Below are 24,482 nucleotides of genomic sequence, written 5' to 3'. Positions count from 1 at the left end.
GACTCCTATCAGGCGTTACCTGGCTCAGCGTCACCTGCTTCGGATTCGGTTGCGCTTGGCAGACGAATTGGACGAACCGGCACGACTGTAGAGATAGCGTGTTTGTAAACCATCTGGCTGACGGTGTTCTTCAGCAGGATAACGAACTGGTCGAACGATTCGATCGTGCCTTGCAGTTTGATCCCGTTCACCAGGTAGATGGAAACCCCCACTTTCTCTTTACGTAAAGTATTCAAGTAAGGGTCTTGTAGCGAATGCCCTTTTGACATGTGCCGCACTCCTTTAAGGATTCAATATAAAAAATAGGTAAACAGATGGCTTTTGCCGCCACACCCCCAAGGATAGACGGCAATTGCAAGGACTCAGCTCAATATGGAGATCGTCCCAAGGTATTTCAAGGCGCGTGGCAGATTGTCGCAATCCAGACTGTCGAGCCAGTGTAAATCTTTCCAGCTGCGCAGCCAGGTGAACTGGCGTTTGGCCAATTGGCGCGTGGCGATGATGCCCCGTTCCTGCATCTCGGCCGACGTCAGCTTGCCATCCAGGAAGTCCCAGACCTGGCGGTAGCCTACCGCACGTATAGACGGCAACCCGGCATGCAGGTCACTTCTATTACGCAGGGCTACGACCTCGTCGATGAATCCCTGTTCCAGCATATTTGTGAATCTTTGTTTAATGCGCTCGTGCAGTACCTGCCGATTAGTTGGAGCAATCGCCAGGTTCGCGACAGTATAGGGCAATTGTTGCAGTCCCGATGCGGCCGCTTCGGTACTTTGTACAGATTGTTTCAGCCGCAGTTCAGTCATGCTTTGACCGCTGACCCGGTAAACTTCCAGCGCACGACTCAGTCGTTGCGGATCGTTCGGATGGATGCGCGCCGCCGATTCCGGATCGATTGCTGCCAGTTGATCGTGCAGGGCCTGCCAGCCAAGGCGTGCAGCCTCTTCTTCGATCTGCGCACGAACTTCGGGATCGGCCGCCGGCATATCGGCCAGACCTTCGATCAAAGCCTTGTAATAGAGCATCGTGCCGCCCACCAGCAGTGGAATTTTTCCACGTGCGGTGATCTCGGCCATGGCCTCCAGCGCATCACGGCGGAAATCCGCTGCCGAATACGCTTCGGCCGGGTCGAGAATGTCGATCAAGCGGTGGGGAAATTCGGCCAGCAGCTCTTTGGAAGGCTTGGCGGTGCCGATGTCCATGCCACGATAGACCAGCGCCGAGTCAACGCTGATCAGCTCGCACGGCAGCACCTTGGTCAGCTCGATGGCCAGATCGGTCTTGCCCGCAGCGGTCGGGCCCATCAGGAAAATCGCTGGAGGAAGCTGGCTCATCAACGACCGCGCAGGAACAGTTTGTCCAGATCGTCCAGGCCCAGTTGGGTCCAGGTCGGTCGGCCATGGTTGCATTGACCGCTGCGCTCGGTGTTTTCCATGTCACGCAGCAGGCCGTTCATTTCCGGCAGGGCCAGGCGCCGGTTGGCGCGGATTGCGCCGTGGCAGGCCATGGTGCCGAGCAGTTCGTTCAGATGTGCCTGGATCCGGTCACTGGTGCCATATTCCATCAAGTCCGACAAGACATCGCCCACCAGTCGGTTGGCTTCGGCCTGCTTGAGCAAGGCCGGGATCTGCCGGATGGCCAGGGTTTCCGGGCCGAGGCGCTGCAATTCGAAACCGAGACGCTGGAACCACGCCGCATGCTCTTCGGCGCAATCGGCCTCGCGTTGACTGACCGCCAGCGATTCCGGCACCAGCAGCGGCTGGCCACTCAGGCCTTCGCTGGCCATGGCAATTTTCAGGCGCTCATACATGATCCGCTCGTGAGCGGCGTGCATGTCCACCAAAACCAGGCCCTGGGCGTTCTCGGACAGAATATAGATGCCCTTGAGCTGCGCCAGCGCATAGCCAAGCGGTGGAATGTCTTCCTGACCGGCCGGCAGCGCATTGGCGTTGGCCTCGGGCAGCGGCGCAAAAAACTCGCGGTACGCGGCCTGAGCCTCGGCAACCGGCACGGTCGATTGCGGACGCGGCGTGTATTGATACTGATAGGCGCCGCCAGCGCTGGCGCCCGACGCTGTATTGAACGCCGGTTGCGCCTGCGGTTGCTCCAGCAGCGCGTTGGCGGCCAGACGCATTTCGCCCTGCGGCCCGAACTCACCGGCTTCAAGGCCGGTTGGCCGGACGATCGCGGTGGTGACCGAACCGGCAAGCTGATCTTCCGGCCGCACATCGCCGAGGGCACGGTGCAAGGTGCCATACAGGAAGTCATGCACCATGCGCCCATCGCGGAAGCGCACTTCGTGTTTGGTCGGGTGCACGTTGACGTCGACCGCTGCCGGGTCGACCTCGAAAAACAGCGCGAACGTCGGATGCCGGCCATTGAACAGCACATCGCGATAAGCCTGACGCACTGCGTGAGCCACCAGTTTGTCGCGTACCGCGCGGCCGTTGACGAAGAAATACTGCAAGTCCGCCTGACTGCGGTTGAAGGTCGGCAGTCCGACCCAGCCCCACAAATGCAGGCCATTGCGCTCGATTTCGATCGGCAACGCTTGCTCGAGGAAGCCCGAACCGCAGATCGCCGCCACGCGCCGGGCGCGGGCCGCGTCATCGTGGGCTTCGTGCAGGCTGAGGATGGTCTTGCCGTTGTGGCGCAGATGGAACGCCACGTCGAAACGCGCCAGCGCCAGACGCTTGATCACTTCTTGCAGGTGATCGAATTCGGTTTTTTCGGTCTTGAGGAATTTGCGCCGAGCCGGGGTGTTGAAGAACAGGTCACGGACTTCCACCGACGTGCCGACCGGGTGCGCCGCTGGCTGCACGCGCGGCGCCATGTCGCGGCCTTCGGTCTCGACCTGCCAGGCCTGATCGGCATCGCGGGTGCGCGAGGTCAGGGTCAGACGTGCCACGGAGCTGATCGATGCCAAAGCCTCGCCCCGGAAACCCAGGCTCATCACCTGCTCGAGATCTTCCAGGTTACGGATCTTGCTGGTGGCGTGACGGGCCAGGGCCAGCGGCAGGTCATCGGCGGAAATACCGCTGCCGTCGTCACGCACACGCAGCAGTTTGACGCCGCCCTGTTCAACATCGACGTCGATACGTTTGGCGCCGGAGTCGAGGCTGTTTTCGAGCAGCTCCTTGATCACCGAGGCCGGGCGTTCGACCACCTCACCGGCGGCGATCTGGTTCGCCAGCCGCGGGCTGAGCAGTTCGATGCGGGCAGCGTTCAGGACCTGATTCATTCTTTGGACGCCAGTTCGGTGCCAGGAATGGTCAGGTGCTGACCGACTTTCAGATCATCGCTTTTCAGATTGTTGGCGCTGCGCAGCGTGGCCGGCGAAATCTGATAACGCACGGCAATCATTGCCACGGTCTCACCCGGACCTACCCGGTGGTCACGCGGCCCTTGAGCGATCTTGCCCGAATCGCGCAGCCAGGCAATGTAAGTGCCCGGTGGCGGATTCTGCTGGAAGAACTGGCGCACGCCGCTGCTGATCGAACGCGCCAGCGCCTGCTGGTGGCTCGCTGCCGAAAGCTTGTTCGCTTCGTTGGCGTTGGAGATGAAGCCGGTTTCCACCAGGATCGACGGGATGTCAGGCGATTTCAGCACCATGAACCCGGCCTGTTCCACGCGCTGTTTGTGCAGCGGGGTGACCCGGCCAATGTTGGTCAGGACTTTCTGGCCGACGTTGAGGCTGGAGGTCAGCGAGGCGGTCATCGACAGGTCGAGCAGAACACCGGCCAGCATCCGGTCCTTGTCATCGAGACTGACGTTGCCGGCACCGCCGATCAGGTCGGAACGGTTTTCGCTGTCGGCCAGCCAACGGGCGGTTTCCGAAGTGGCACCACGGTCGGACAGGGCGAACACCGACGCACCGAACGCGGCCGCTGACGGCGCGGCGTCGGCGTGGATCGAGACGAACAGGTCGGCGCCCTTCTTGCGAGCAATCTCGGTACGGCCGCGCAGCGGGATGAAATAGTCACCGGTACGGGTCAGTTCGGCGCGGAAGCCTTTCATGCCGTTGACCTGACGCTGCAGCTCACGGGCGATCTGCAGTACCACGTCTTTTTCGCGCTGACCGCGCGAGCCCGATGCACCCGGGTCTTCGCCACCGTGGCCGGCGTCGATGACCACGATGATGTCGCGTTTGCCGGCCGGGGCTGGTGGCAGTTTGATCGCAGGCTCGGCCGGCGTCACCGGCACCGCAGGAACGGTCGCAACCGTTGGGGTCGACGCAGGCGTAGGCGCTGGTGCGGCGTCAGCCGGGTTATCGAACAGGTCGACCACCAGACGGTTGCCATACTGCGCATTCGGCGCCAGCGAGAAGCTTTTCGGAGTGACGGCTTTTTTCAGGTCGATGACCACCCGCAGGTCGGTCGGCGTGCGCTGGGCCGAACGCATGGCGGTAATCGGCGTGTTGGCGGTCTGCACATTCAGCGGCGCGCCGAGGGTGGCGCCGTTGATATCGATCACCAGACGATCCGGCGCGGTCAGCGTGAAGACGCTGTGCTGCACCGGGCCTGTCAGGTCGAACACCAGTCGCGTGTTGTCCGGCGCCCGCCACAGGCGCACGCTGTTGACCTTCGTCTCGGCCACAGCGTTGACGGTTACTGCCATCAACATCAGTCCAGCGGCAGCCACCAACGCGCGAAAGCGCATACCTAACCCCATCATTCAATTGGTTTCCAATGCCAAAGCGGCACACCAGGCCTCGCCGCGCGAGCCCTGGGATAAAATGGTCAGCGAACGTCCGCTGTCTTGCGGGCTAATGGTAATGGTCAGGTCAGGCTTTGGCAAAAAGCCTGCACCTTTATCGGGCCATTCGATCAGGCACAGGGCGTCGTCTTCGAAATAGTCGCGAATCCCGAGAAACTCCAGCTCTTCCGGATCGACCAAGCGATACAGGTCAAAGTGAAACGCCCGGACGTCACCGATCTCGTAGGGCTCGACCAACGTGAAGGTCGGACTTTTCACCGCCCCGACGTGCCCCAGGCCGCGAATGATGCCCCGCGACAGCGTGGTTTTACCCATCCCTAGGTTGCCTTCGAGAAAGATCAGGCCATGGCCCTGGGTGATACGGGCGATGCGTGCGCCAAAGTCGCTCATGGCCTGTTCATCGGCCAGGTACAGGGTTACTTCAGACACGGTGCATGCTCCTCCAACAACTGACGAATGGCTGGAATCAGATCACTGGCCGCCAGCCCACGGCCGAATTTACCTTGTTGCGCCCCGGCGCTGGCGTGCAGCCAGACCGCCAGACACGCGGCATCGAAACCGTCCATGCCCTGGGCCAGCAGCGCGCCGATCAGGCCCGCCAGCACATCGCCGAGCCCGGCAGTGGCCATGGCCGGATGGCCTTGATGACAAAGCGCCAGACGACCATCGGGATGAGCAATCAGACTGCCCGCGCCCTTGAGCACCACCACCGCTGTATATTTTTTGCTCAACGCCAGCGCCGCCGCGGGACGATCAGCCTGCACTTCGGCGGTACTGATCCCCAATAAACGCGCTGCTTCCCCCGGATGCGGCGTGATCACGCAATCCTTGGGCAAACTGACAAAACCGCGGGCCAGCAGGTTCAGCGCATCGGCATCCCACACCTGCGGCAGCGAGGCATTGGCAGCGGCCGACAACAGCGCCCTTCCCCAAGCGGCCTGCCCCAGTCCCGGCCCGACCACCAGCACCGACACCTTTTCCAGCAGCCCCATCAACTGATTGGCCGAAGAAGTACCCAGCACCATGGCTTCCGGCACCCGGCTCAACGCCGCTGGCACATGTTCCGGGCGAGTCGCGACCGAGACCATCCCGGCACCACTGCGCAACGCGCTTTCGGTGCTCAGCAGAATCGCCCCGCCAAAACCGTGATCGCCGCCGATCAGCAGCACATGGCCGAAACGCCCCTTGTGCGCCGCCGGCGCGCGGGCCGCCAGACGCGGCAGGTTAATCGCGCTGAGCCGTTGAGCGGCAGCAGGAATGTCACTGAAGTTTTCGGCCGTGGCCTGCAGATCGTTAAACCGCAGTTCGCCGACGTGATCCGCCGCCGCACCCGTGAACAGCCCGAGTTTCAGCCCGATAAAAGTCACGGTGAGGTCGGCGTGCACTGCATCACCCAGCGCATGACCGGTATCGGCGCACAACCCGGAAGGAATATCGACCGCCACCACCGGCAGTCCGCTGGCATTGATCGCCGCAATCGCAGCGGCGTAAGGCTCACGCACTTCGCCGTTCAGGCCGGTGCCGAGCAACGCGTCAACGACGATGCCGCGCAACTCGCAGGACAGATCCCATGCTGCAATCGAGACACCCTCGGCCACGGCTTCGGCGTGCGCCACGGCAGCATCGCCCTTTAAACGCTGCGGCTCACCGACAGCCAGCACCTGAACCTGCCAACCCGCCCGGTGGGCCAGCGCCGCCACCAGATAACCATCGCCGGCGTTGTTGCCGTGCCCTGCGAACACCGTCATTTCATTCGCGGCCGGCCATTGGCGCACCAGCGCGCGCCATGTGGCATGGGCGGCACGCTGCATCAATTCGAAGCCCGGCGTGCCCCCGGCGATCAGCCGTGCATCGAGTTCGCGCACCTGCGCGGCACGGTACAGTGCGTCGGGTAATTGATCTTTAGTGTGCGGCATGCGTCTTCGGGCTCCGATGTCTGGCAGAATTATACGCACCTCAGCTCCGGTTTCTCTCGCCTCATGTCCGCCATCACCACAGATCTGCCTGCCCTCGCCCAATCCATCAAGGACTGGGGCCGCGAGCTGGGCTTCCAGCAAGTCGGCATCAGCGGTCTGAACCTGGCCGAGCATGAACAGCACCTGCAACGCTGGCTTGAGGCCGGCTATCACGGCGAAATGGATTACATGGGCGCCCACGGCAGCAAACGCTCGCACCCCGAAGAGCTGGTGCCGGGCACCTTGCGCGTGGTGTCACTGCGCATGGACTACCTGCCGGGCGACACGCAAATGGCGCAATTGCTGACCAAACCGGAAAAGGCCTACATCTCGCGTTATGCCTTGGGCCGCGATTATCACAAGTTGATCCGTAAGCGCGTTCAACAACTGGCGGACAGGATTCAATCCGAGATCGGCCCGTTCGGTTTCCGCGCCTTCGTCGACAGCGCCCCGGTGCTGGAAAAGGCCATCGCCGAACAGGCCGGCCTGGGCTGGATCGGCAAAAACACCCTGGTGCTGAACCGCAAGGCCGGCAGTTACTTCTTTCTCAGCGAACTGTTCGTCGACCTGCCCCTGCCGGTGGATGAACCCCATAGCACCGAACATTGCGGCCGATGCACCGCATGCCTCGACATCTGCCCGACCAACGCTTTCGTAGGCCCGTACGTGCTGGACGCGCGACGCTGCATTTCCTACCTGACCATCGAACTGAAGAACGCCATCCCCGAAGACCTGCGACCGCTGATCGGTAACCGTGTGTTCGGCTGCGACGATTGCCAGATCTGCTGCCCGTGGAACCGCTTCTCCCGCCCGTCCGGCGAAAGCGATTTCAAGCCACGGCACAACCTGGACAACGCCGAACTGGCCGAACTGTTTATGTGGGGTGAAGACAAATTCCTCAGCAGCACCGAGGGTTCACCATTGCGCCGTGCGGGATACGAACGCTGGCTGCGCAATCTGGCGGTTGGATTGGGTAATGCGCCATCGAGCATTCCAGTGCTGGAAGCGCTCAAGGCCCGGCGCGAATACCCGTCAGAACTGGTGCGTGAACATGTGGAATGGGCGCTGAAACAACACGCCGACCGTCAAGGTGCGTCGTTATAGACGAACTTCGGCATTTCCCAGTGGAAGCGAATCGCCAACAGCCGCAGTAGAAAGCCACCGAACAACGTGATCAGGATCGCCTGTTCGCTCGGCACATTCAGGAACAGACAGAGCATGTAGCACCACGCCGCAGCGAACGAGACGCTGGCGTACAGCTCACGGCGGAAGATCAACGGGATGTCGTTGCAGAAGATGTCGCGCAGAATGCCGCCGAACACACCCGTGATCACGCCGCTGACCGAAGCCACCAACATGCCGTGGCCCATTTCCAGGGCGGTCATGCAGCCGATCAGGGTGAACGCCACCAGACCGACCGCGTCGAGCACCAGAAACAGCGAGCGCAGGTGACGCATCCAGCGTGCGGTGAACACGGTAATCATCGCCGCAATCGTCGTCAGCACCAGGTATTCCGGGTGTTTGACCCAGGTCAGCGGGTAATGCCCGAGCAGCACGTCGCGCACTGAACCACCGCCCAATGCGGTGACGCAGGCGATCAGCACCACGCCGAACCAGTCCATGCCACGGCGGCCCGCAGACAGGGCGCCGGTCATGGCTTCGGCAGTAATGGCGACGAGGTAGAGCATCAGCAACATGGTGGCGATCCTGGCAGGAAGGCGCGCAGTCTACTCACTTCGCCGAGGCACCAAAAGAGGGCGCCCCGGCGAGGGTGCCGATCTCAGAACTTGATGAAATGCTTGCGGTAGTGCTGCAGCTCGGCAATCGACTCGCGGATGTCATCCAGTGCGAGGTGAGTGCTGCCCTTCTTGAAGCTGTCACGCACGTCCGGCGCCCAGCGCGCGGCCAGCTCCTTGAGCGTGGAGACGTCGAGGTTGCGGTAGTGGAAGTAGCTTTCCAGCGCCTTCATGTGGGTATAAAGGAAGCGGCGATCCTGGCAGATGCTGTTGCCACAGATCGGCGACTTGCCCTTCGGCACCCACTGTTCGAGGAAGGCGATGGTTTCGGCTTCAGCCTCGGCCATGCTCACACGGCTTTCACGCACGCGCTGGGTCAGGCCGGAGTTGCCGTGGGTGCGGGTGTTCCACTCGTCCATGCGGGCGAGGACTTCGTCGCTATGGTGGATGGCGATCACCGGGCCTTCGGCCAAAGTGTTCAGGTCACTGTCGGTGACGATGGTGGCCATCTCGATGATGACGTCGTTTTCCGGATCGAGACCGGTCATTTCGAGGTCGATCCAGATCAGATTCTGCGGGTTTTGCATATTTCGGCTCCTGAGCAATGCTGCGCAGTTTAGCCTAGGCAGCCTGCCGGGCGTGCTAAACTCGCGGCCGTTTTACCTAATCGCTGTATTCTTCAGACGGAACACCCATGGCCAAACGCCAACTCAATCGTCGTCAAAACTGGCGCATCGAAAAGATTCAGGGCGAGCGCGCCGCCCGCGCCGCCAAACGCGAGTCCTCGGCCGTCGAGGCCCTCGAAGGCGGCGATCTGGGCCCGGAACAGCACGGTCTGGTGATCGCCCACTTCGGTGTGCAGGTCGAGGTCGAGGCCGTTGACGGCGAACTGGCCGGCCAGGTCTTCCGCTGCCACCTGCGCGCCAACCTGCCAGCGCTGGTGACCGGCGACCAGGTGGTCTGGCGCGCCGGCAACCAGGGCATCGGCGTGATCGTCGCGCAACTGCCGCGCACCACCGAGCTGTGCCGCCCGGACAGCCGTGGCCAGCTCAAACCGGTGGCCGCCAACGTCGACATGATCGTCATCGTCTTCGCCCCGCTGCCCGAGCCCCATGCGAACCTGATCGATCGTTATCTGGTCGCCGCCGAGCACGCCGGCATCCGCCCGTTGCTCCTGCTGAACAAATTCGACCTGATCGACGAACAGAACGCCCCGGCGCTGAATGCCCTGCTGGCGGTCTATCGCACGCTGGGTTATCCGGTACTGGAAGTCTCGGCGCACCACGGCAACGGCATGGAGCAATTGCAGAAGCAGCTCGACGGGCGCATCAGCGTGTTCGTCGGCCAGTCCGGTGTCGGCAAGTCATCCTTGGTCAACAGCCTGCTGCCGGAAGTCGAAACCCGCGTCGGCCCGCTGTCCGAGTTGTCGGGCCAAGGCACGCACACCACGACAACCGCACGCCTGTTCCACTTCCCCGGCGGCGGCGAGCTGATCGACTCCCCGGGCATCCGTGAATTCGGCCTCGGCCACGTCAGCCGCGCCGACGTCGAAGCCGGCTTCATCGAGTTCAACGATCTGCTCGGCACCTGCCGCTTCCGCGACTGCAAGCACGACCGCGAACCGGGATGCGCACTGCTCAAAGCCCTGGAAGACGGCCGCGTGCAGCAGCAGCGAATGAACAGCTACCGCTCGATCATCGCCAGCCTGCCGGAAAACGGTTACTAGGCTTTCAAGTAACCAGACACAAAAAAGCCGACATCGCTGTCGGCTTTTTTGTGGGTCACTGTTTCGGCGCGGGAGCCGGTGCAGCAGGCGCCGGGGCTGGCGCCGCGCTGCCTGGTTCGGTCGGTTTCGGCAGCGGGTCGTCGAACAGGTTCAGCCGTTCGCGCAACTCGTGGGCCGGCACTGGCTGCTGATCCGCCGGCAAGGCGTTCGGGTCGACCGGGGTGGCCGGGGCGGCGCCGTTCTGGCCTTGATCCGCCGGTTTCGACGGGTCGGCACCTTGCGCACCTTCGATGGCGGCCTGGGCCTTCTTGGTCAGCACCACGATGTCGATACGGCGGTTGACCGGGTTGAACGGGTTCTCCTTGTCGAACAGCGCCGACGAGGCGTAACCCACCACACGCGCCACTTGCGAGTCCGGGTAACTGCCCGCCACCAGCGCACGCCGGGCGGCGTTGGCGCGGTTGGCCGAAAGCTCCCAGTTGCCGAAATCGCCGTTGCCCACGTAAGGCTTGGCGTCGGTGTGACCGCTGATGCTGATCTTGTTCGGCACCGCCTTGATGGTGTCGGCCATGGCCAGCAGGATGTCTTCGAAGTACGGCTTCAGGCGTGCAGAACCGGAGTCGAACATCGGCCGGTTCTCGGCGTCCATGATCTGGATACGCAAGCCGTTCGGCGTGATTTCGAACAGAATCTGATCCTTGAACTTCTGCAACTGCGGGTTCTCGTCGACCTTGTTCTGCAGTTCTTGCAGCAACAGTTCCAGGCGTTCTTTCTCGACCTGCTCGGCCATGCCTTCAACCTGTTCGGTGTCGACCGTGACCTTGTCCGGCTGCGGCTGCGACTTCACTTCGGGGTTGAGGGTATTTTCCGGCGCCAGGGTCGGCGTACCGCCCAGGTCGATGATGTACGGCGTGCCGCTCTCGGAGAAACCGACCGGGTCCTTGAAGTAACCGGCGATGGCGATCTTCTGTTCCGGGGTCGCGGTGGACAGCAGCCACAACACCAGAAAGAACGCCATCATCGCCGTCGCGAAGTCGGCGAAGGCGATCTTCCACGCCCCGCCGTGATGCCCGCCGGCGATGCGCTTGACGCGCTTGATGATTATCGGCTGGTTATTTTCCATGACTTAACGACCGCGAACGGCTTGTTCCAGCTCGGCAAAGCTTGGACGGTGAGCCGGGTACAGCACCTTGCGACCGAACTCGACAGCCAGCGACGGCGGCATGCCGGAAGCCGAAGCCACCAGAGAGGCCTTGATGGCTTCGTAGACGTTCAGCTCTTCCTTGGCATCGTGCGCCAGGGAGTGCGCCAAAGGACCGAAGAAACCGTACGCCGCGAGAATACCGAAGAAGGTACCCACAAGTGCCGCACCCACGTGCAGGCCGATGGATTTCTGATCGCCTTCACCCAGCGAGGCCATGGTCACCACGATACCGAGTACCGCCGCGACGATACCGAAACCCGGCATGGCGTCGGCGATGCCGTTCACCGCGTGGGACGGATGCTCAAGGTCTTCCTTCAGGCTGTACAGTTCCATGTCGAACAGGCCTTCCAGCTCGTGGGGAGCCATGTTGCCGGAGGACATGATGCGCAGGTAGTCGCAGATGAACGCGGTCATGCGTTCGTCTTTCAGTACCGCCGGGTACTTGGCGAAGATCGGGCTCGCGGCGGCGTCTTCGATGTCGCCTTCGATGGCCATCATGCCTTCACGGCGGCTCTTGTTGAGGATCTCGTAGATCAGGCCAAGCACTTCCAGATAGAACGTGTGGCTGAAACGCGAACTGAACATGCTCAGGGATTTCTTGAGCACGTGCATCGTCATGTAGCCGGGGTTGGCCTGGAGGAAGGCTCCGAGTGCCGCACCGCCGATGATCATCACCTCGAAGGGCTGGATCAGGGCGGCAATCTTGCCGTGGGAGAGCACGTATCCGCCGAGCACGCTCGCGAATACGACGATGATGCCGATAATTTTAGCCATAGGTAGAAAGGTACTTGTTTAAGTCGGGTTCAAGGTCATATTCGGAAGTTAAAAAATCTCTTCTTCTACTTATCGGCAAAACTGCGCCAGACTATAGCCAGTTCAGGCGAAAAGCCAATTTAGCCCATGCCGGGCGCGTCTACAGTCAGTGAAGATCTCGTCCAGACATGGCTAATGAAACGAACGTCCCACACGTAAAACCGACCACACTCGATGGCTGGGTGAAGCTGCTCGACAGCGTTCGTCTGCCAGTGCCGCAAGACGCCCATGACCGGGTCTGCCGGGCGATTCGCGATGACCGCAGCTCGCTGCGCGACATCGCCGACCTGATGCAGGACAGCCCGGCGCTGGCCCTGAGCATCATCCGCGAAGCCAACCGCCACACCCACGGCAACATGACTGCGCCTGCGGAAAACCTCGAAGTGGCGATCAATCGCCTCGGCCTTGCCCGTACCGAAGAACTGCTCGCCCGCCTGCCCGCCGAACCTGCCGCGCAGATCCCCCAGGCCCTGCGCCAGTTGCAGATGATCAGCCAGCACGCCACGCAACAGGCCAACGGTTTTTTCGCCAGTCGCCTGGCGCGACTGTGGCAGGACATTCATTGGGGCAGCCTGTTGTTTCTGTCGCCGCTGTGGCCGTTGGCGCTGACCTTTCCCCAACTGCTTGAAGAGTGGGAAGTGCGGGTTATCCACAAGGGTGAATCGGCGCGAGTCGTGGAAAAGCAGCTGTTCGGCGTACGCCTGCTGAAGATCGGCGAGGCGCTGGTGCAAGTCTGGCGTCTGCCGGTCTGGGTGCAGCAAGGTTATCGGCTGCTGCTGACCGAACAGCGCGAACTGGTCAAAGTCCTGCGCATTGCCCGCGACGTCGATCATCCGTTGCGCCAGCAGAATCGCCTCGATGACGACCCGACCCTGCGCCGCTGGCTCAACCAGCCGGCCAACACCGTGTTGCTGGCCAACGGACTGGCACTGTCGGCGCAACAGGCCTGGGACAGTCCGCACAGTGAGCGCTGGCAATTCCTGACCAGCCTCTACCTGCAAATCTCGATGGACGAGGTGCAACAACAATTGCACCAACAGGCCGCCGTCAGCGCTCGCCATCATTTCATGCCGGACCTTTGGCACCCGGCGCTTTCGCTGCTGTGGCCGTGGGGTACCCGTCGCCTTCCAGCCGGAATGCTGCCGGCTGCCGCGCCGTCCGCTGAAGACCTGAGCCAGTGGCGCCGGCAATGCGCCGAACTGCTGGCGGTGCCAAGTCGCTTCACCAACGCCATGAGCCTGACCGTCGCCGCCCGCGACGCGCTGGTCGCCAGCGGCATGCGTCGGGTGATGATCCTGATGGCCGACCGCGGCCACGCCAATCTGCGCGTCCATCAAACCTCCGGGTTGCCGAAGGACGCCGCTGCGCTGAATTTCGTCGTCAGCCAGAGTTCGGTGCTGCAACGCTTGCTCGCGCAGCAGGCGCAAGTGCGGATCACCCCGGACAACAACGCCCAGTTTTCCGCCCTGCTGCCGCCCTCGCTGCGCGCCCTTTTCCGTGGTGAACACCTGTTCCTGCGTTCACTGGTGAACAACGGCCGGGTGATCATGATTGTGGTCGCCGACCAGGGTGGCGGTCCGTTCGCCGACATCACCGTGCAAGCCTTCGGCAAAACCGCGCAGTGCATCGAGAAAGCCCTGCACAGTTTTAGCCAGCGCGGCCAATGACAGCTACAATCCCTCCCCTTTGTGCTCTGGAGACCTCACATGTCTGATTTCTCTGGCCTGGCCCTGGTGATCGAGCCGAGCGATCTGCTGCCGCGCCTCGAATCCCGCGATCTGATTCTGGTGGATCTGACCAGTGCCGCCCGCTACACCGAAGGACACATTCCCGGCGCACGTTTTGTCGATCCGAAACGCACCCAGCTGGGTCAGGCGCCGGCTCCGGGGCTGTTGCCGAGCAAGGAAAAAATCGAAGAACTGTTCGGTGAGCTGGGCCATCGCAAAGATTCGGTTTACGTGGTCTATGACGACGAAGGCGGCGGCTGGGCCGGGCGCTTCATCTGGCTGCTCGATGTGATCGGTCACGACAAATATCACTACCTCGACGGCGGTCTGCCGGCGTGGCTGGCGGAGGGTTCACCGATGTCGATCCAGATTCCTCCGGCGGTGGGCGGCCCGGTTGCCTTGACCCTGCACGAGGAACCGACCGCCACCCGCGAATACCTGCAAAGCCGTCTCGGCGCCGCTGACCTGGCGATCTGGGACGCTCGCGGGCCGCTGGAGTATTCCGGTGAGAAGGTCCTGGCGGCCAAGGGCGGGCACATCCCCGGCGCGGTCAATTTCGAATGGACGGCGGGCATGGATCAGGCGCGCCAACTGCGCATCCGTACCGACATGCCGCAGATCCTCGAAAACCTCGGGATCACCAAGGACAAAGAGATCATTACCCACTGCCAGACCCATCACCGGTCCGGTTTCACTTATCTGGTGGCCAAGGCTCTCGGTTATCCGCGGGTCAAGGGCTACGCCGGTTCCTGGGGCGAATGGGGCAACCACCCCGACACCCCCGTCGAGCTTTAAGGATTTTTAAGGACAGTCATGAAAGAGCGTTTGTTTATCATCAGCCAATACCTGCTGCCGCATCACTTGCTGTCGCGCCTTGCCGGCTGCATTGCCGAGTGCCGCGTGCGCTGGTTCAAGAATGCCTTCACCACCTGGTTCGCCAAGCGTTATCAAGTGGACATGTCGCAGGCACTGGTTGAAGACGTGACCGCTTACGAGCACTTCAACGCCTTCTTCACCCGCGCCTTGAAAGACGGCGCTCGCCCACTGGATCAGACCCCGGGCGCGATCCTCAGCCCGGCCGACGGTGCGATCAGCCAGCTCGGCCCGATCGAACACGGTCGTATCTTCCAGGCCAAGGGCCACAGCTTCAGCGTGCTGGAACTGCTGGGCGGCGATGCAGCCAATGCTGCACCGTTCATGGGCGGTGAATTCGCCACTGTTTACCTGTCGCCGAAGGACTACCACCGCGTGCACATGCCGCTGGCCGGCACCCTGCGAGAAATGGTCTACATCCCGGGCCGGATCTTCTCGGTCAACCAGACCACCGCAGAAAACGTTCCGGAACTGTTCGCCCGCAACGAGCGTGTAGCGTGCATCTTCGACACCGAGCGCGGGCCAATGGCCGTGGTGCTGGTGGGCGCGATGATCGTGGCCTCGATCGAAACCGTGTGGGCCGGTCTGGTCACGCCACCGAAGCGCGAACTGAAAACCTTCCGTTACGACGAAGCCGCCCGTGCGCCGATTCATCTGGAGAAAGGTGCGGAACTGGGGCGCTTCAAGCTGGGTTCGACCGCGATCGTGCTGTTCGGGCCGGATCAGGTGAAATGGGTTGAAGAATTGAAAGCCGGCTCGCCGGTACAGATGGGTCAGGCCCTGGCACAGTCGAACGCCTGAACCTGTTGATCCGCCCTTTCGCACGTCTGCGAAGGGGCGGACACGACCTGAGTGGCGCCGTTACTCTATCTGCCCACGGAAGCCGATCGGCCCTTCGTTGGCGTAGGTATTGGTGCCGCTGAGGTTTTTCCCTCCGTCACTGGACGTGACGCTCAACGCGATAACATTCTGGTTATCCCGCCCGCCGATCACCCACTTGCCACCTGGGTGCCACGGGGCATCGTTACCACCCCACTGGTTCTCGACGTTGTACTGGTTCTGGCCAGTGCGCTGAGCCTTGAAGCCAATAGGGCCTTCACCGGCGTAGGTCATGGTGCCGGTAAAGGTTTTGCCACCGTCGCCGGACTTGATCTCGATCGCGACGACGTTCTGGTTGTCCCGCGCGCCCAGCACCCAGGTTCCACCCGGATGCCAAGGTGCCGAACTACCGCCCCATTGATTTGCCACTGCGTATTTAGACATGAACCTCATCTCCTTGAAGTTTCGGGAGACCTGCCCCGACGTTGACGGCAGGCCGTGCAACCGTGCGTTTCCGATCGCACGTCTGAGAGCCTAGTAGCGCCTGCCGAAATGGCATCAGGCCAGCAGACCAACGGTAAAAAAGCCTGGCAATCGCCTGCGAAAAAAACCACAACTGCTAGAGTTTTTGGCATTGCCCTATTCGCCGCCGGAGCTTGCCACGGCATGAGTGAGCCACGATCCCGCCCCCAACTGAGCGCCCCGACGCCCACGCAGTTGCGCCTGTCCTTCTGTGAAGCCACCCCGCGCGACCTCAAGCGCTGGATCGCCGGCCTGCCCAAGGCCAACATCGGCGAAACCGCACGCCTGCTGTATCAAGGCCTCGGCGAACTCAATCAACTGCTGACCCCCAGCGACAACCGCCTGCATCTGCTGGAACTGTTGCGACCCGAGGTTTACTTCGTCTGCCAGCATCTGGAACGGCATTTTCTGCATCAGGCGATCATGCTCGATGAGCGCTCACGCAAGATCAGCAATCTGTGCCAGGCCCTGCAAAGTCAGTTGGCCATCGGTTACAAACACATCATTCTGCGGATCGCGCCCAAGTACTCCCGGGATCGCGCAGCCCTGGTGAGCGAAGCGCTGCAGCGGGCGGCCCACGCGCTGAAAGGGCAACTGGTTCGCGCCACGCAGCTGTACAGCCCGGCGCCGGAACAGCTGTGGTTCGAACTGCATCAATTGTTTCGCTGCGCCTGCGAGCTGCAACTGCAGCATCGCCGGGTACGCGACGATCTTGCCAGCCTGACCGGCGAGTTGAGTGTCGAGCAGACCTACCTCGCCGCCCTGCTGCTGGGCTGCGCCCGTTGCAATCAGTTGCGGCAGAACCAGATCGCGCGCCTGGCCCAAGTAGTGGAACCGTGGAGCGCGTGGCTGAAACTGCATCCCGCCCATCCGGGCGAGGGTTTGTTCGCGGTCTCGGCAGAGATAGACGCCGGCCCGCGCTACCGCTCCCAATTCCGTAGCGAGCAACAGGCCAGTCTGCTCGGTTTCGATCCGCAACCGCTGGTGAACGCCATCGAGGCGCACCTTCAGCATCAGGACACAACGACGCCGCTGCCCGTGCCGGCCGGCCTGACCCTCGACACCCTGCAACACCTGCACGCGACCTGGGGCGAAACCGCCGAGCGCAGCTTTCAGCGCACCGTCGGCCAGGGCAACCTGACCGTGTGCGTCGGCATGAGCGCCCTGCACTTCTACCTCGGCGGCGAACGCACCTTCAGCGAACTGCTCAAGCACCCCGGGGCCCGCGCGGCGAATTTCAGCCGCGCGGTGGTTCAGGGGGAAAAGGACAGCTGGAGCCAGGCGTTCGATGCCGCGCCACAGGGCACGTCCGACGAATTGTTGCCCTACGAAGAAATCCGCTACGAACCGCTGGCCGACGACGAAAGCGGCACCGACAGCCCGCCGCATTATCCGACCTATGCCTTGCCCGTCATCAACCACAGCCCCGGCGGTTACTGCCTGGCCTGGCCAAAAGAAGTACCTGCCGAATTGCAGGCCGGGGAAATGGTCGGGATTCAGGACAGCCTCAATCAGGGCTGGAGCATTGCCGTGGTGCGCTGGATCCGCCAGGTGCGCGGCGCCGGTACGCAAATGGGCATCGAACTGGTGGCGCCCCACGCTCAGCCCTGCGGCTTGCAGCTGGTGCGCACCCGGGATGATCACAGCCATTACCTGCGAGGGTTGTTATTGCCGGAAATCAGTGCGATCGACTTGCCGGCGACGTTACTGGCGCCACGGCTGCCGTTTCAGGAAGGCAATAAAGTGCTGATCAACACCCAGGGTGAAGAACACCGCGCCGGGCTGGATCGGCGGGTGGCGAGCACACACAGTTTCAATCAGTTCGCCTATCGCTCGCTGGAGACCGCCAAAAATGGCGAGAGTGAAGAGGATTTCGACTCGTTGTGGAAATCCCTTTGAGCCAGGACCGCAGCCGAGGGCTGCGATCCTGCGCCGACGTCAGAGCTGTCCGTCGCGATCGCGGAAGCCCAGCAGGTACAGAACGCCATCCAGCCCCAGGGTCGATATTGCCTGCTTCGCCGACTGCTTGACCAGCGGTTTGGCGCGGAACGCCACGCCCAGGCCGGCAATCGCCAGCATCGGCAGGTCATTGGCGCCATCGCCCACGGCGATGGTCTGCTCCAGACGCAAACCTTCTTTTTCGGCCAGCTGTTTCAGCAGATCGGCCTTGCGCTGGGCATCGACGATCGGCTCGATCGCCACGCCGGTGCACTTGCCGTTGACCACTTCCAGTTCGTTGGCAAACACGTAGTCGATGCCGAGCTTGGCCTGCAATTGCTTGGCGAAGTAGGTGAAGCCGCCCGACAGGATCGCAGTCTTGTAACCCAGACGCTTGAGTTCGGCGAACAGGGTTTCGGCACCTTCGGTCAGGCGCAGCGACGCGCCGATCGAATCGAGCACGCTGACATCCAGGCCCTTGAGCAGCGCCAGGCGCTCTTTGAAGCTGGCGCGGAAGTCCAGCTCGCCGGCCATTGCCCGCTCGGTGATTTGCGAAACCTGATCGCCGACGCCGGCGGCTTTGGCCAGTTCGTCGATGACTTCGGCTTCGATCAGGGTCGAGTCCATGTCGAACACCGCCAGACGACGGTTGCGACGGAACAGCGAATCTTCCTGGAAGGCGATGTCGACGTTCAGCTCCTGAGCCACGCTGAGGAACTCGGCGCGCAGGGCCTGTGGATCGGCGGCTTCGCCACGCACGGAGAACTCGATGCAACCCTTGCCCTTGTCAGCCGGGGTGTCCAGCGGCATACGACCCGACAGACGGTCGATATGGTCGATGTTCAGGCCGTATTTGGCGGTGATCGAACTCACGGCCTGCAACTGGCCGGCGGTGACCTTGCGGGTCAGCAGGGTAACGATGTGGCGTTTCTTGCCCTGATTGCCCACCCATTGCTGGTAATCCTCTTCGGACACCGGGGTGAAGCGCACCTGCTGGTCGAGCTCATAGCCCTTGAACAGGATGTCCTTGAGCACCGACTTGCCTTGCTCGGAGTCGGGAATTTCCACGAGGATGCCGAACGACAGCATGTCGTGGATCACCGCCTGACCGATGTCGAGGATATTCACACCACCCTGGGCCAGTACACCGGTAATGGCCGCCGTCAGACCAGGACGGTCGACTCCCGTGATGTTAATCAGGACGATTTCGCGCAACGCGCACCCCCGCAACTGGAAAAAAACCGCATTCTACCCACTTTCAGTGACCATCGGGCACCGCCAGCGCTTTGCCGGTCTAGGGCCTGTCGCTATACTGCGCGTCAACTTCACGGACAAAAGAGCCGAGCTCAGTGAACCGGCCCACGCCAGTTAAAACCGATAACTTCTTTCTGCTGATCTTCCGTGCACTGCGCCACCGCCGTGTACCGATTGCATTGCGCATTGCCAGCCATAACGTGATCCTGGTCGCTCTGGCCCTGGTGATCTATGCCTGCGTGATGGGCCTGCAGTTCAAGCAGGCCATGCACGAGCAGGCCGATGCGCTGGGCGAAAGCCTGACCACGCAGACCGCCACCTCCGCCACCGAGCTGCTGGTGTCCAACGACATCCTCAGCCTCAACGTGCTGCTCAACAACCTGACCAAGAACAAGCTGGTGGCCCACGCCGCCATCTACAGCGTGGACAACCGCATCCTGGCCGAGTCCGGTCAGCGGCCCAAGCACGGCCTGCTCGGCGAAGCCGAGGGCATGTACGAGAGCAAGATCACCTTCCAGGACGTGACCGCCGGGCAACTGCGCATCAGCCTGGACATGGATCAGTTCCAGCAGCCGATGACCATCAGCCTGCAAAGCATGGGCATTCTGAGTGCGATCCTGCTGGCGCTGTCCCTGGCCCTGAGCCTGCGTCTGGGCCGACACATCTCCACGCCGCTGCTGCAATTGCGTGTATGGCTGCGCCGGATCGACGAATACACGCCGGGGATCGAGCGTCAGGACGAGATCGGCGATCTTGCCCGCCAGTTGCACGCCAACTATGCCCCGGAGCCGGCTGAACCGGAGCCCGAGCCGGAACCCGAGTTCGAGGACGACGACATCGAGCCGGAATTCGAAGTGCGCAACCTGCGTGATCCGAGCTTCGACGAGAGCCGCCCGATGGCCGCGCAGAAGCCTGCGCCACGCCATGTGGTCAGCACCGTTGAAGACGACGATGACGAAGACCCGTTCGCCGACCTGCGTGACGAGTCGCTGAGCGAAGCTGCACAACCGGCGGTGCGCCGACCGACCCCAAGCGTGCCGCAACACACGGCGGTGCTGGCGGTACAACTGGGCTCGCAGGAACAACTGCGCCGTTTGCCGCGTGCACGCCTGGAAGAGTTGCAGGATCGATATCGCGATTGCCTGGACCAGGCTGCCTCGTTGTATCAGGGCGAAATCGAAACCCTGAACGACGGCAGCACGCTGATGCTGTTCCATACCGAAGACAGCGGCGACGATTACCTGACCAATGCCATCTGCTGCGGCGAGCTGCTGCGGGCGCTGGGCCACCAGTTGCAGATCGAAGTCGCCGACAGCGGCATCACCCTGCAATTGCAGCTGGGACTGACCCTTGGTGACGAACTGTTCGGTCTGAGCCAGATCGACTTGTTGCTGACCGATTCCGCCCAGGACGCCCTGGCCCTGTCGCAACACAGCCGCAACCTGCTGCTGGTGGAGCGCAAGATCGGTGACGACGCGCTGATCCGCCAACGTGCACGGATCCGGCCGATTGCCAGCCCTGAGGGGGCTTGCTGCGTGGAGCGGTTGATGGAGCCTTATCCGTCGATGCTTGAGCGGCAACTGGCGCGGATGCATGAGCGTCGGGCCTGAGGCCCTGCCCTTGATGTGAAGAAGCCCGCAGACGAGTGATTGTCTGTGGGCTTTTTTGTGCGTGGTGTTTTCGTGATTGCGCCCGGCTTTGGAGCCCCCCTCACCCTAGCCCTCTCCCATAGGGAGAGGGAACCGATTGGGGGATACTCGGGATCTACACCGACCTGAACGTGCTTTGCCGAATCCATAATCGAAAGACCAATCTGCGCAAAATCCATAATCGCTTGGATCTTTCAGGTCGACGTATGACGCCAGACACCTCGGTCAGCTCCCTCTCCCTCCGGGAGAGGGCTGGGGTGAGGGTAGCTTTTGATCTTCCGACCTCAGAAACAACAAAGCCCGCACAAGGCGGGCTCTGTTCTGACTCGATCCAGCCTTAGAAGCGAAACACTTCCATATCCGTACGAATAGGTGAAGCCATCGGGATCTTCGGCTGTTTCTCGGCTTCCGCCGCCGGTGCTGCCGGCTTCGGTGCCGGTTTGCGCGGTGCTTCGGCAACCGGTGGCTGATTGGCCAACGGCTTGAGCGCCACCGACAGCTGCTCGGCCAGACGCTGCAACAACACGCCCTGCGCCTGCACCTGCGCGGCGGTGGTGCCGGCATGCTGTTCCTGCAGATGCACGATGCGGTTGTCCCGCACCTGACCACGACGGTCGATCAGGCGCCACTGCGCGTCCAGAATCGCCGGTTGCTTGGCACCGGAATCCAGACGAGTGATGGTCAACAGCACCTGCACATCCGGGGTGAAGCCCAGGGTCGCTGGCGCCAGCACTACGCGTTGACTGTCCAGATGCCCGGCAACCTGACGCAGAAGCAACTGATCGATGTCCGAAGACAGGCTGCCGGCCCAGCGGCCATCGACCGAGGCCTGCAGGCTGCCGTCCGGCTGACGCTGCAACAGGGTTTCACGTTGCAGGTAATCGGCAACGATTACAGGGCCCAGCAAAACTGCCATGCCCGCGCTTTGCGCAGGCTGAGCCGGACTTCCGCTGTCCAGCTGATACAGCGACACCGGCTGGTGAACACTGCAACCCGCCAGGCCAAGAACGCCGGCGAGCAGGAAAATAAGGGGGCGCAGAGAAGTCATCATCCCGTCCAGGTGGCCGCCACAAGGCTGACCACAGTGAAAATACTCAACAAATATGAAGAACGCTCGGCCACGCCGGCGCTTGGAAAGGCCATATCATCCGTGAATATGCGTTCCGACTCCAGCGCCAAAGCGCCGATCTACGGGTTAAATCGTAGATCGGACGCTCTAGAGAGGCGTTCTCAGTCATTTTCCCCGAAGGAGAAAACAGTACGAACGCTTCCTGGCCGCTTAATTGAGGTTTTCGACGAGCAGCGCATCCACCCGCTGGAAGCCACGTGGCAGTTTGTTACCACGGCGACCACGTTCACCTTTGTAGTGTTCGAGGTCGTCGGCTTTCAGCGACAAGGTGCGTTTTCCGGCCTGCAGCACCAAGGTGGCGCCTTCCGGAAGAACGGCGATGTCCGTGACATATTCTTCGCGACTGGCCACACGCTCACCGGAAATACCGATGATCTTGTTGCCTTTGCCCTTTCCTAATTGTGGCAGATCGCTGATCTTGAAGATCAGCAGGCGACCCTCGGTCGTCACCGAGGCCAGCCAGTTGTGCTCGCGATCGGCCACCGGACGCGGCGCGATCACCTTGGCGTTGTTGGGCAGGCTCAACAGGGCCTTGCCGGCCTTGTTCTTGGCCTGCAGGTCTTCACCTTTCACCACAAAACCGTAACCGGCGTCGGAGGCGATCACGTACAGCGAGTCCTCCTCAGGCATCAGCACACACTCGAACGTTGCGCCCGGCGGTGGCGTCAGACGGCCGGTCAACGGCTCGCCCTGACCCCGTGCCGATGGCAGGGTGTGGGTGGCCAGCGAGTAACTGCGGCCCGTGGAGTCGATGACCACGGCTGACTGGTTCGAACGCCCCGCCGCCGAAGTCTTGAAGCCGTCTCCGGCCTTGTACGACAGGCCAGTGGCGTCGATCTCGTGGCCCTTGGCCGAACGGATCCAGCCTTTTTCCGACAGTACGACGGTAACCTTCTCGTTCGGCAGCAGATCGTGTTCGGTCAACGCCTTGGCTTCGGCACGTTCAACGATTGGCGACCGACGGTCATCGCCGTAGGTTTCGGCGTCTTTCAGCAGTTCGCTGCGAACCAGCTTCTTCAGCTTGGCTTCGCTGCTCAGCAGGGCTTGCAGCTTGGCTTGTTCCTTGAGCAGTTCGTCCTGCTCGTCGCGCAGCTTCATCTCTTCCAGTCGCGCCAACTGACGCAGACGGGTGTCGAGGATGTAGTCGGCCTGGATTTCGCTGAGGGCAAAACGCTCGATCAGCTTGGCTTTCGGATGCTCCTCGGTGCGGATGATATGAATCACTTCATCCAGATTGAGGTAGGCGATCAGCAAACCGTCCAACAGGTGCAGGCGACGCTCGACCTTGTCGAGTCGGAATTGCAGACGGCGACGCACGGTCAGCACGCGGAATTCCAGCCACTCCACCAGCAACGCACGGAGGTTTTTCAGCTGCGGCTTGCCGTCCAGACCGATGATGTTGACGTTGACCCGGTAGGTCGACTCCAGCTCGGTGCTGGCGAACAGGTGCTGCATCAGTGCTTCGTGATCGACACGGCTGTTGACCGGGATGATCACGATGCGGCACGGGTTTTCGTGGTCGGATTCGTCGCGAAGATCGGCGATCTGCGGCGCTTTCGACGGTTTGGCCTGCATCAGCGCGGCGATCTGTTCCAGTACCTTGGCCCCGGAGACCTGGTGCGGCAGCGCGGTAACGATGATGTCGCCGTCCTCGACGTGGTACACGGCGCGCATGCGCACCGAGCCCTTGCCGGTTTCGTACATTTTCAGCAGGTCTGCGCGCGGCGTGATGATTTCCGCTTCGGTCGGATAGTCCGGGCCCTGAATGTGCTCGCAGAGCTGTTCAACCGTAGCTTTCGGCTCATCGAGCAGGCGCACGCACGCGGTGGCGACTTCGCGCAGGTTGTGCGGCGGTACGTCGGTGGCCATACCCACGGCGATGCCGGTGGTGCCGTTGAGCAGGATGTTCGGCAAACGTGCCGGCAACACCAACGGCTCCTGCAGGGTGCCGTCGAAGTTCGGGCCCCAGTCTGCGGTGCCCTGGCCCAGTTCGCTGAGCAGTACTTCGGAATAACGCGACAGCCGCGCTTCGGTGTAACGCATGGCGGCGAAGGACTTCGGATCGTCCGGCGCACCCCAGTTACCCTGACCGTCCACCAGCGTGTAGCGATAGCTGAACGGCTGGGCCATCAACACCATCGCTTCGTAGCACGCCGAATCGCCGTGCGGGTGGAACTTGCCGAGCACGTCGCCGACGGTACGCGCCGACTTCTTGTGCTTGGAATCGGCGTCCAGCCCCAGCTCGCTCATGGCGTAGACGATACGCCGCTGTACCGGTTTCAGACCGTCGCCGATATGCGGCAGGGCACGGTCCATGATCACGTACATGGAGTAGTTGAGGTAGGCATTTTCGGTGAAGTCAGCCAGCGACCGGCGTTCTACGCCATCTAAGCTGTCTGCAAGGTTGTCGCTCATGCGGGC

Annotated in this window: 21 protein-coding genes; 7 read left to right on the top strand and 14 right to left on the bottom strand. The window is 62.1% G+C overall.

Features of this window, described 5'->3' with window-relative positions:
* Nucleotides 1-8 precede the first annotated feature (8 nt).
* The 6 genes from hfq to JKA62_RS07825 all read right to left on the bottom strand — a co-directional run bounded on the left by hfq (nucleotide 9) and on the right by JKA62_RS07825 (nucleotide 6,632).
* Nucleotides 9-269: an RNA chaperone Hfq gene (gene hfq, locus JKA62_RS07850; RefSeq protein ID WP_007902656.1), complete on the bottom strand. Its 261-nt coding sequence runs from the start codon at nucleotides 267-269 to the stop codon at nucleotides 9-11.
* Nucleotides 270-362: 93 nt separating this feature from the next.
* Entirely contained in the window at nucleotides 363-1,334 is a 972-nt protein-coding gene (gene miaA / locus JKA62_RS07845) for a tRNA (adenosine(37)-N6)-dimethylallyltransferase MiaA (protein ID WP_011332183.1), read from the bottom strand.
* On the bottom strand, nucleotides 1,334-3,241 hold the full coding sequence (gene mutL / locus JKA62_RS07840; protein ID WP_011332182.1) for a DNA mismatch repair endonuclease MutL: 1,908 nt from the start codon (nucleotides 3,239-3,241) through the stop codon (nucleotides 1,334-1,336). Before mutL ends, miaA begins: the two co-directional genes overlap by 1 nt.
* Nucleotides 3,238-4,623 carry an N-acetylmuramoyl-L-alanine amidase gene (locus tag JKA62_RS07835; protein ID WP_373423135.1) on the bottom strand — a complete coding sequence of 462 codons (1,386 nt, stop codon included), beginning with the start codon at nucleotides 4,621-4,623 and terminating at the stop codon, nucleotides 3,238-3,240. Before JKA62_RS07835 ends, mutL begins: the two co-directional genes overlap by 4 nt.
* A 51-nt stretch (nucleotides 4,624-4,674) precedes the next feature.
* Nucleotides 4,675-5,145, bottom strand: a complete 471-nt coding sequence (gene tsaE / locus JKA62_RS07830; protein ID WP_007950729.1) for a tRNA (adenosine(37)-N6)-threonylcarbamoyltransferase complex ATPase subunit type 1 TsaE — start codon at nucleotides 5,143-5,145, stop codon at nucleotides 4,675-4,677.
* Complete coding sequence (locus tag JKA62_RS07825; protein WP_011332179.1) at nucleotides 5,133-6,632, bottom strand: bifunctional ADP-dependent NAD(P)H-hydrate dehydratase/NAD(P)H-hydrate epimerase; 1,500 nt, start codon at nucleotides 6,630-6,632, stop codon at nucleotides 5,133-5,135. Before JKA62_RS07825 ends, tsaE begins: the two co-directional genes overlap by 13 nt.
* A gap of 63 nt (nucleotides 6,633-6,695) precedes the next feature.
* Between JKA62_RS07825 and queG the strand changes: the two genes are divergently transcribed.
* Complete coding sequence (gene queG, locus JKA62_RS07820; protein WP_201817218.1) at nucleotides 6,696-7,775, top strand: tRNA epoxyqueuosine(34) reductase QueG; 1,080 nt, start codon at nucleotides 6,696-6,698, stop codon at nucleotides 7,773-7,775.
* Here the strand turns inward: queG and JKA62_RS07815 are convergent.
* Both JKA62_RS07815 and orn read right to left on the bottom strand, forming a co-directional pair.
* Nucleotides 7,757-8,368, bottom strand: a complete 612-nt coding sequence (locus tag JKA62_RS07815) for a trimeric intracellular cation channel family protein (protein WP_039766632.1) — start codon at nucleotides 8,366-8,368, stop codon at nucleotides 7,757-7,759. The two genes, queG and JKA62_RS07815, sit on opposite strands and share 19 nt — an antisense overlap.
* 83 nt (nucleotides 8,369-8,451) lie before the next feature.
* Nucleotides 8,452-8,994: an oligoribonuclease gene (gene orn / locus JKA62_RS07810; protein WP_011332176.1), complete on the bottom strand. Its 543-nt coding sequence runs from the start codon at nucleotides 8,992-8,994 to the stop codon at nucleotides 8,452-8,454.
* 107 nt (nucleotides 8,995-9,101) lie between these two features.
* Between orn and rsgA the strand changes: the two genes are divergently transcribed.
* Complete coding sequence (rsgA, locus tag JKA62_RS07805) at nucleotides 9,102-10,133, top strand: small ribosomal subunit biogenesis GTPase RsgA (RefSeq protein ID WP_007950741.1); 1,032 nt, start codon at nucleotides 9,102-9,104, stop codon at nucleotides 10,131-10,133.
* 55 nt (nucleotides 10,134-10,188) lie between these two features.
* On the opposite strand, the gene motB is transcribed toward rsgA, so the two are convergent.
* Both motB and motA read right to left on the bottom strand, forming a co-directional pair.
* Nucleotides 10,189-11,256, bottom strand: coding sequence for a flagellar motor protein MotB (gene motB / locus JKA62_RS07800; protein WP_201817209.1), 1,068 nt, complete (start codon nucleotides 11,254-11,256; stop codon nucleotides 10,189-10,191).
* Nucleotides 11,257-11,259: 3 nt separating this feature from the next.
* A complete protein-coding gene (gene motA / locus JKA62_RS07795) occupies nucleotides 11,260-12,111 on the bottom strand; it encodes a flagellar motor stator protein MotA (RefSeq protein WP_007952169.1) in 852 nt (283 codons plus the stop codon).
* Between the two features lie 167 nt (nucleotides 12,112-12,278).
* Between motA and JKA62_RS07790 the strand changes: the two genes are divergently transcribed.
* From JKA62_RS07790 to asd, 3 genes are read left to right on the top strand one after another with little or no spacing between them, the layout of a single operon-like run.
* Nucleotides 12,279-13,817: an HDOD domain-containing protein gene (locus JKA62_RS07790; RefSeq protein ID WP_201817206.1), complete on the top strand. Its 1,539-nt coding sequence runs from the start codon at nucleotides 12,279-12,281 to the stop codon at nucleotides 13,815-13,817.
* Nucleotides 13,818-13,856: 39 nt separating this feature from the next.
* Entirely contained in the window at nucleotides 13,857-14,672 is an 816-nt protein-coding gene (locus tag JKA62_RS07785) for a rhodanese-like domain-containing protein (protein WP_201817204.1), read from the top strand.
* Nucleotides 14,673-14,690: 18 nt separating this feature from the next.
* On the top strand, nucleotides 14,691-15,551 hold the full coding sequence (asd, locus tag JKA62_RS07780) for an archaetidylserine decarboxylase (RefSeq protein ID WP_011332172.1): 861 nt from the start codon (nucleotides 14,691-14,693) through the stop codon (nucleotides 15,549-15,551).
* A 60-nt stretch (nucleotides 15,552-15,611) separates the two neighbouring features.
* Here asd and JKA62_RS07775 read toward each other — a convergent pair whose 3' ends face one another.
* Nucleotides 15,612-16,013: a lectin OAA family protein gene (locus JKA62_RS07775; protein WP_039766619.1), complete on the bottom strand. Its 402-nt coding sequence runs from the start codon at nucleotides 16,011-16,013 to the stop codon at nucleotides 15,612-15,614.
* A 222-nt stretch (nucleotides 16,014-16,235) separates the two neighbouring features.
* Between JKA62_RS07775 and JKA62_RS07770 the strand changes: the two genes are divergently transcribed.
* Entirely contained in the window at nucleotides 16,236-17,990 is a 1,755-nt protein-coding gene (locus JKA62_RS07770; protein WP_201817201.1) for a molecular chaperone, read from the top strand.
* Between the two features lie 39 nt (nucleotides 17,991-18,029).
* Here the strand turns inward: JKA62_RS07770 and serB are convergent, their stop codons facing one another.
* Nucleotides 18,030-19,244, bottom strand: a complete 1,215-nt coding sequence (serB, locus tag JKA62_RS07765; protein WP_011332169.1) for a phosphoserine phosphatase SerB — start codon at nucleotides 19,242-19,244, stop codon at nucleotides 18,030-18,032.
* 134 nt (nucleotides 19,245-19,378) lie between these two features.
* Here serB and JKA62_RS07760 point away from each other — a divergent pair, with 134 nt between their 5' ends.
* Nucleotides 19,379-20,893: an AhpA/YtjB family protein gene (locus JKA62_RS07760; protein ID WP_011332168.1), complete on the top strand. Its 1,515-nt coding sequence runs from the start codon at nucleotides 19,379-19,381 to the stop codon at nucleotides 20,891-20,893.
* Between the two features lie 376 nt (nucleotides 20,894-21,269).
* On the opposite strand, the gene JKA62_RS07755 is transcribed toward JKA62_RS07760, so the two are convergent.
* Nucleotides 21,270-21,980 carry a PqiC family protein gene (locus tag JKA62_RS07755; protein WP_041475125.1) on the bottom strand — a complete coding sequence of 237 codons (711 nt, stop codon included), beginning with the start codon at nucleotides 21,978-21,980 and terminating at the stop codon, nucleotides 21,270-21,272.
* A gap of 231 nt (nucleotides 21,981-22,211) precedes the next feature.
* Nucleotides 22,212-24,476 (bottom strand): DNA topoisomerase IV subunit A, encoded by a 2,265-nt coding sequence (gene parC, locus JKA62_RS07750; RefSeq protein ID WP_011332166.1) that lies wholly within the window; start codon nucleotides 24,474-24,476, stop codon nucleotides 22,212-22,214.
* Between the last annotated feature and the right edge of the window lie 6 nt (nucleotides 24,477-24,482).

The organism is Pseudomonas sp. B7 (assembly GCF_016735645.1).
GTDB lineage: Bacteria > Pseudomonadota > Gammaproteobacteria > Pseudomonadales > Pseudomonadaceae > Aquipseudomonas > Aquipseudomonas glycinae.
This window is presented reverse-complemented; position numbering and strand designations above follow the sequence as displayed.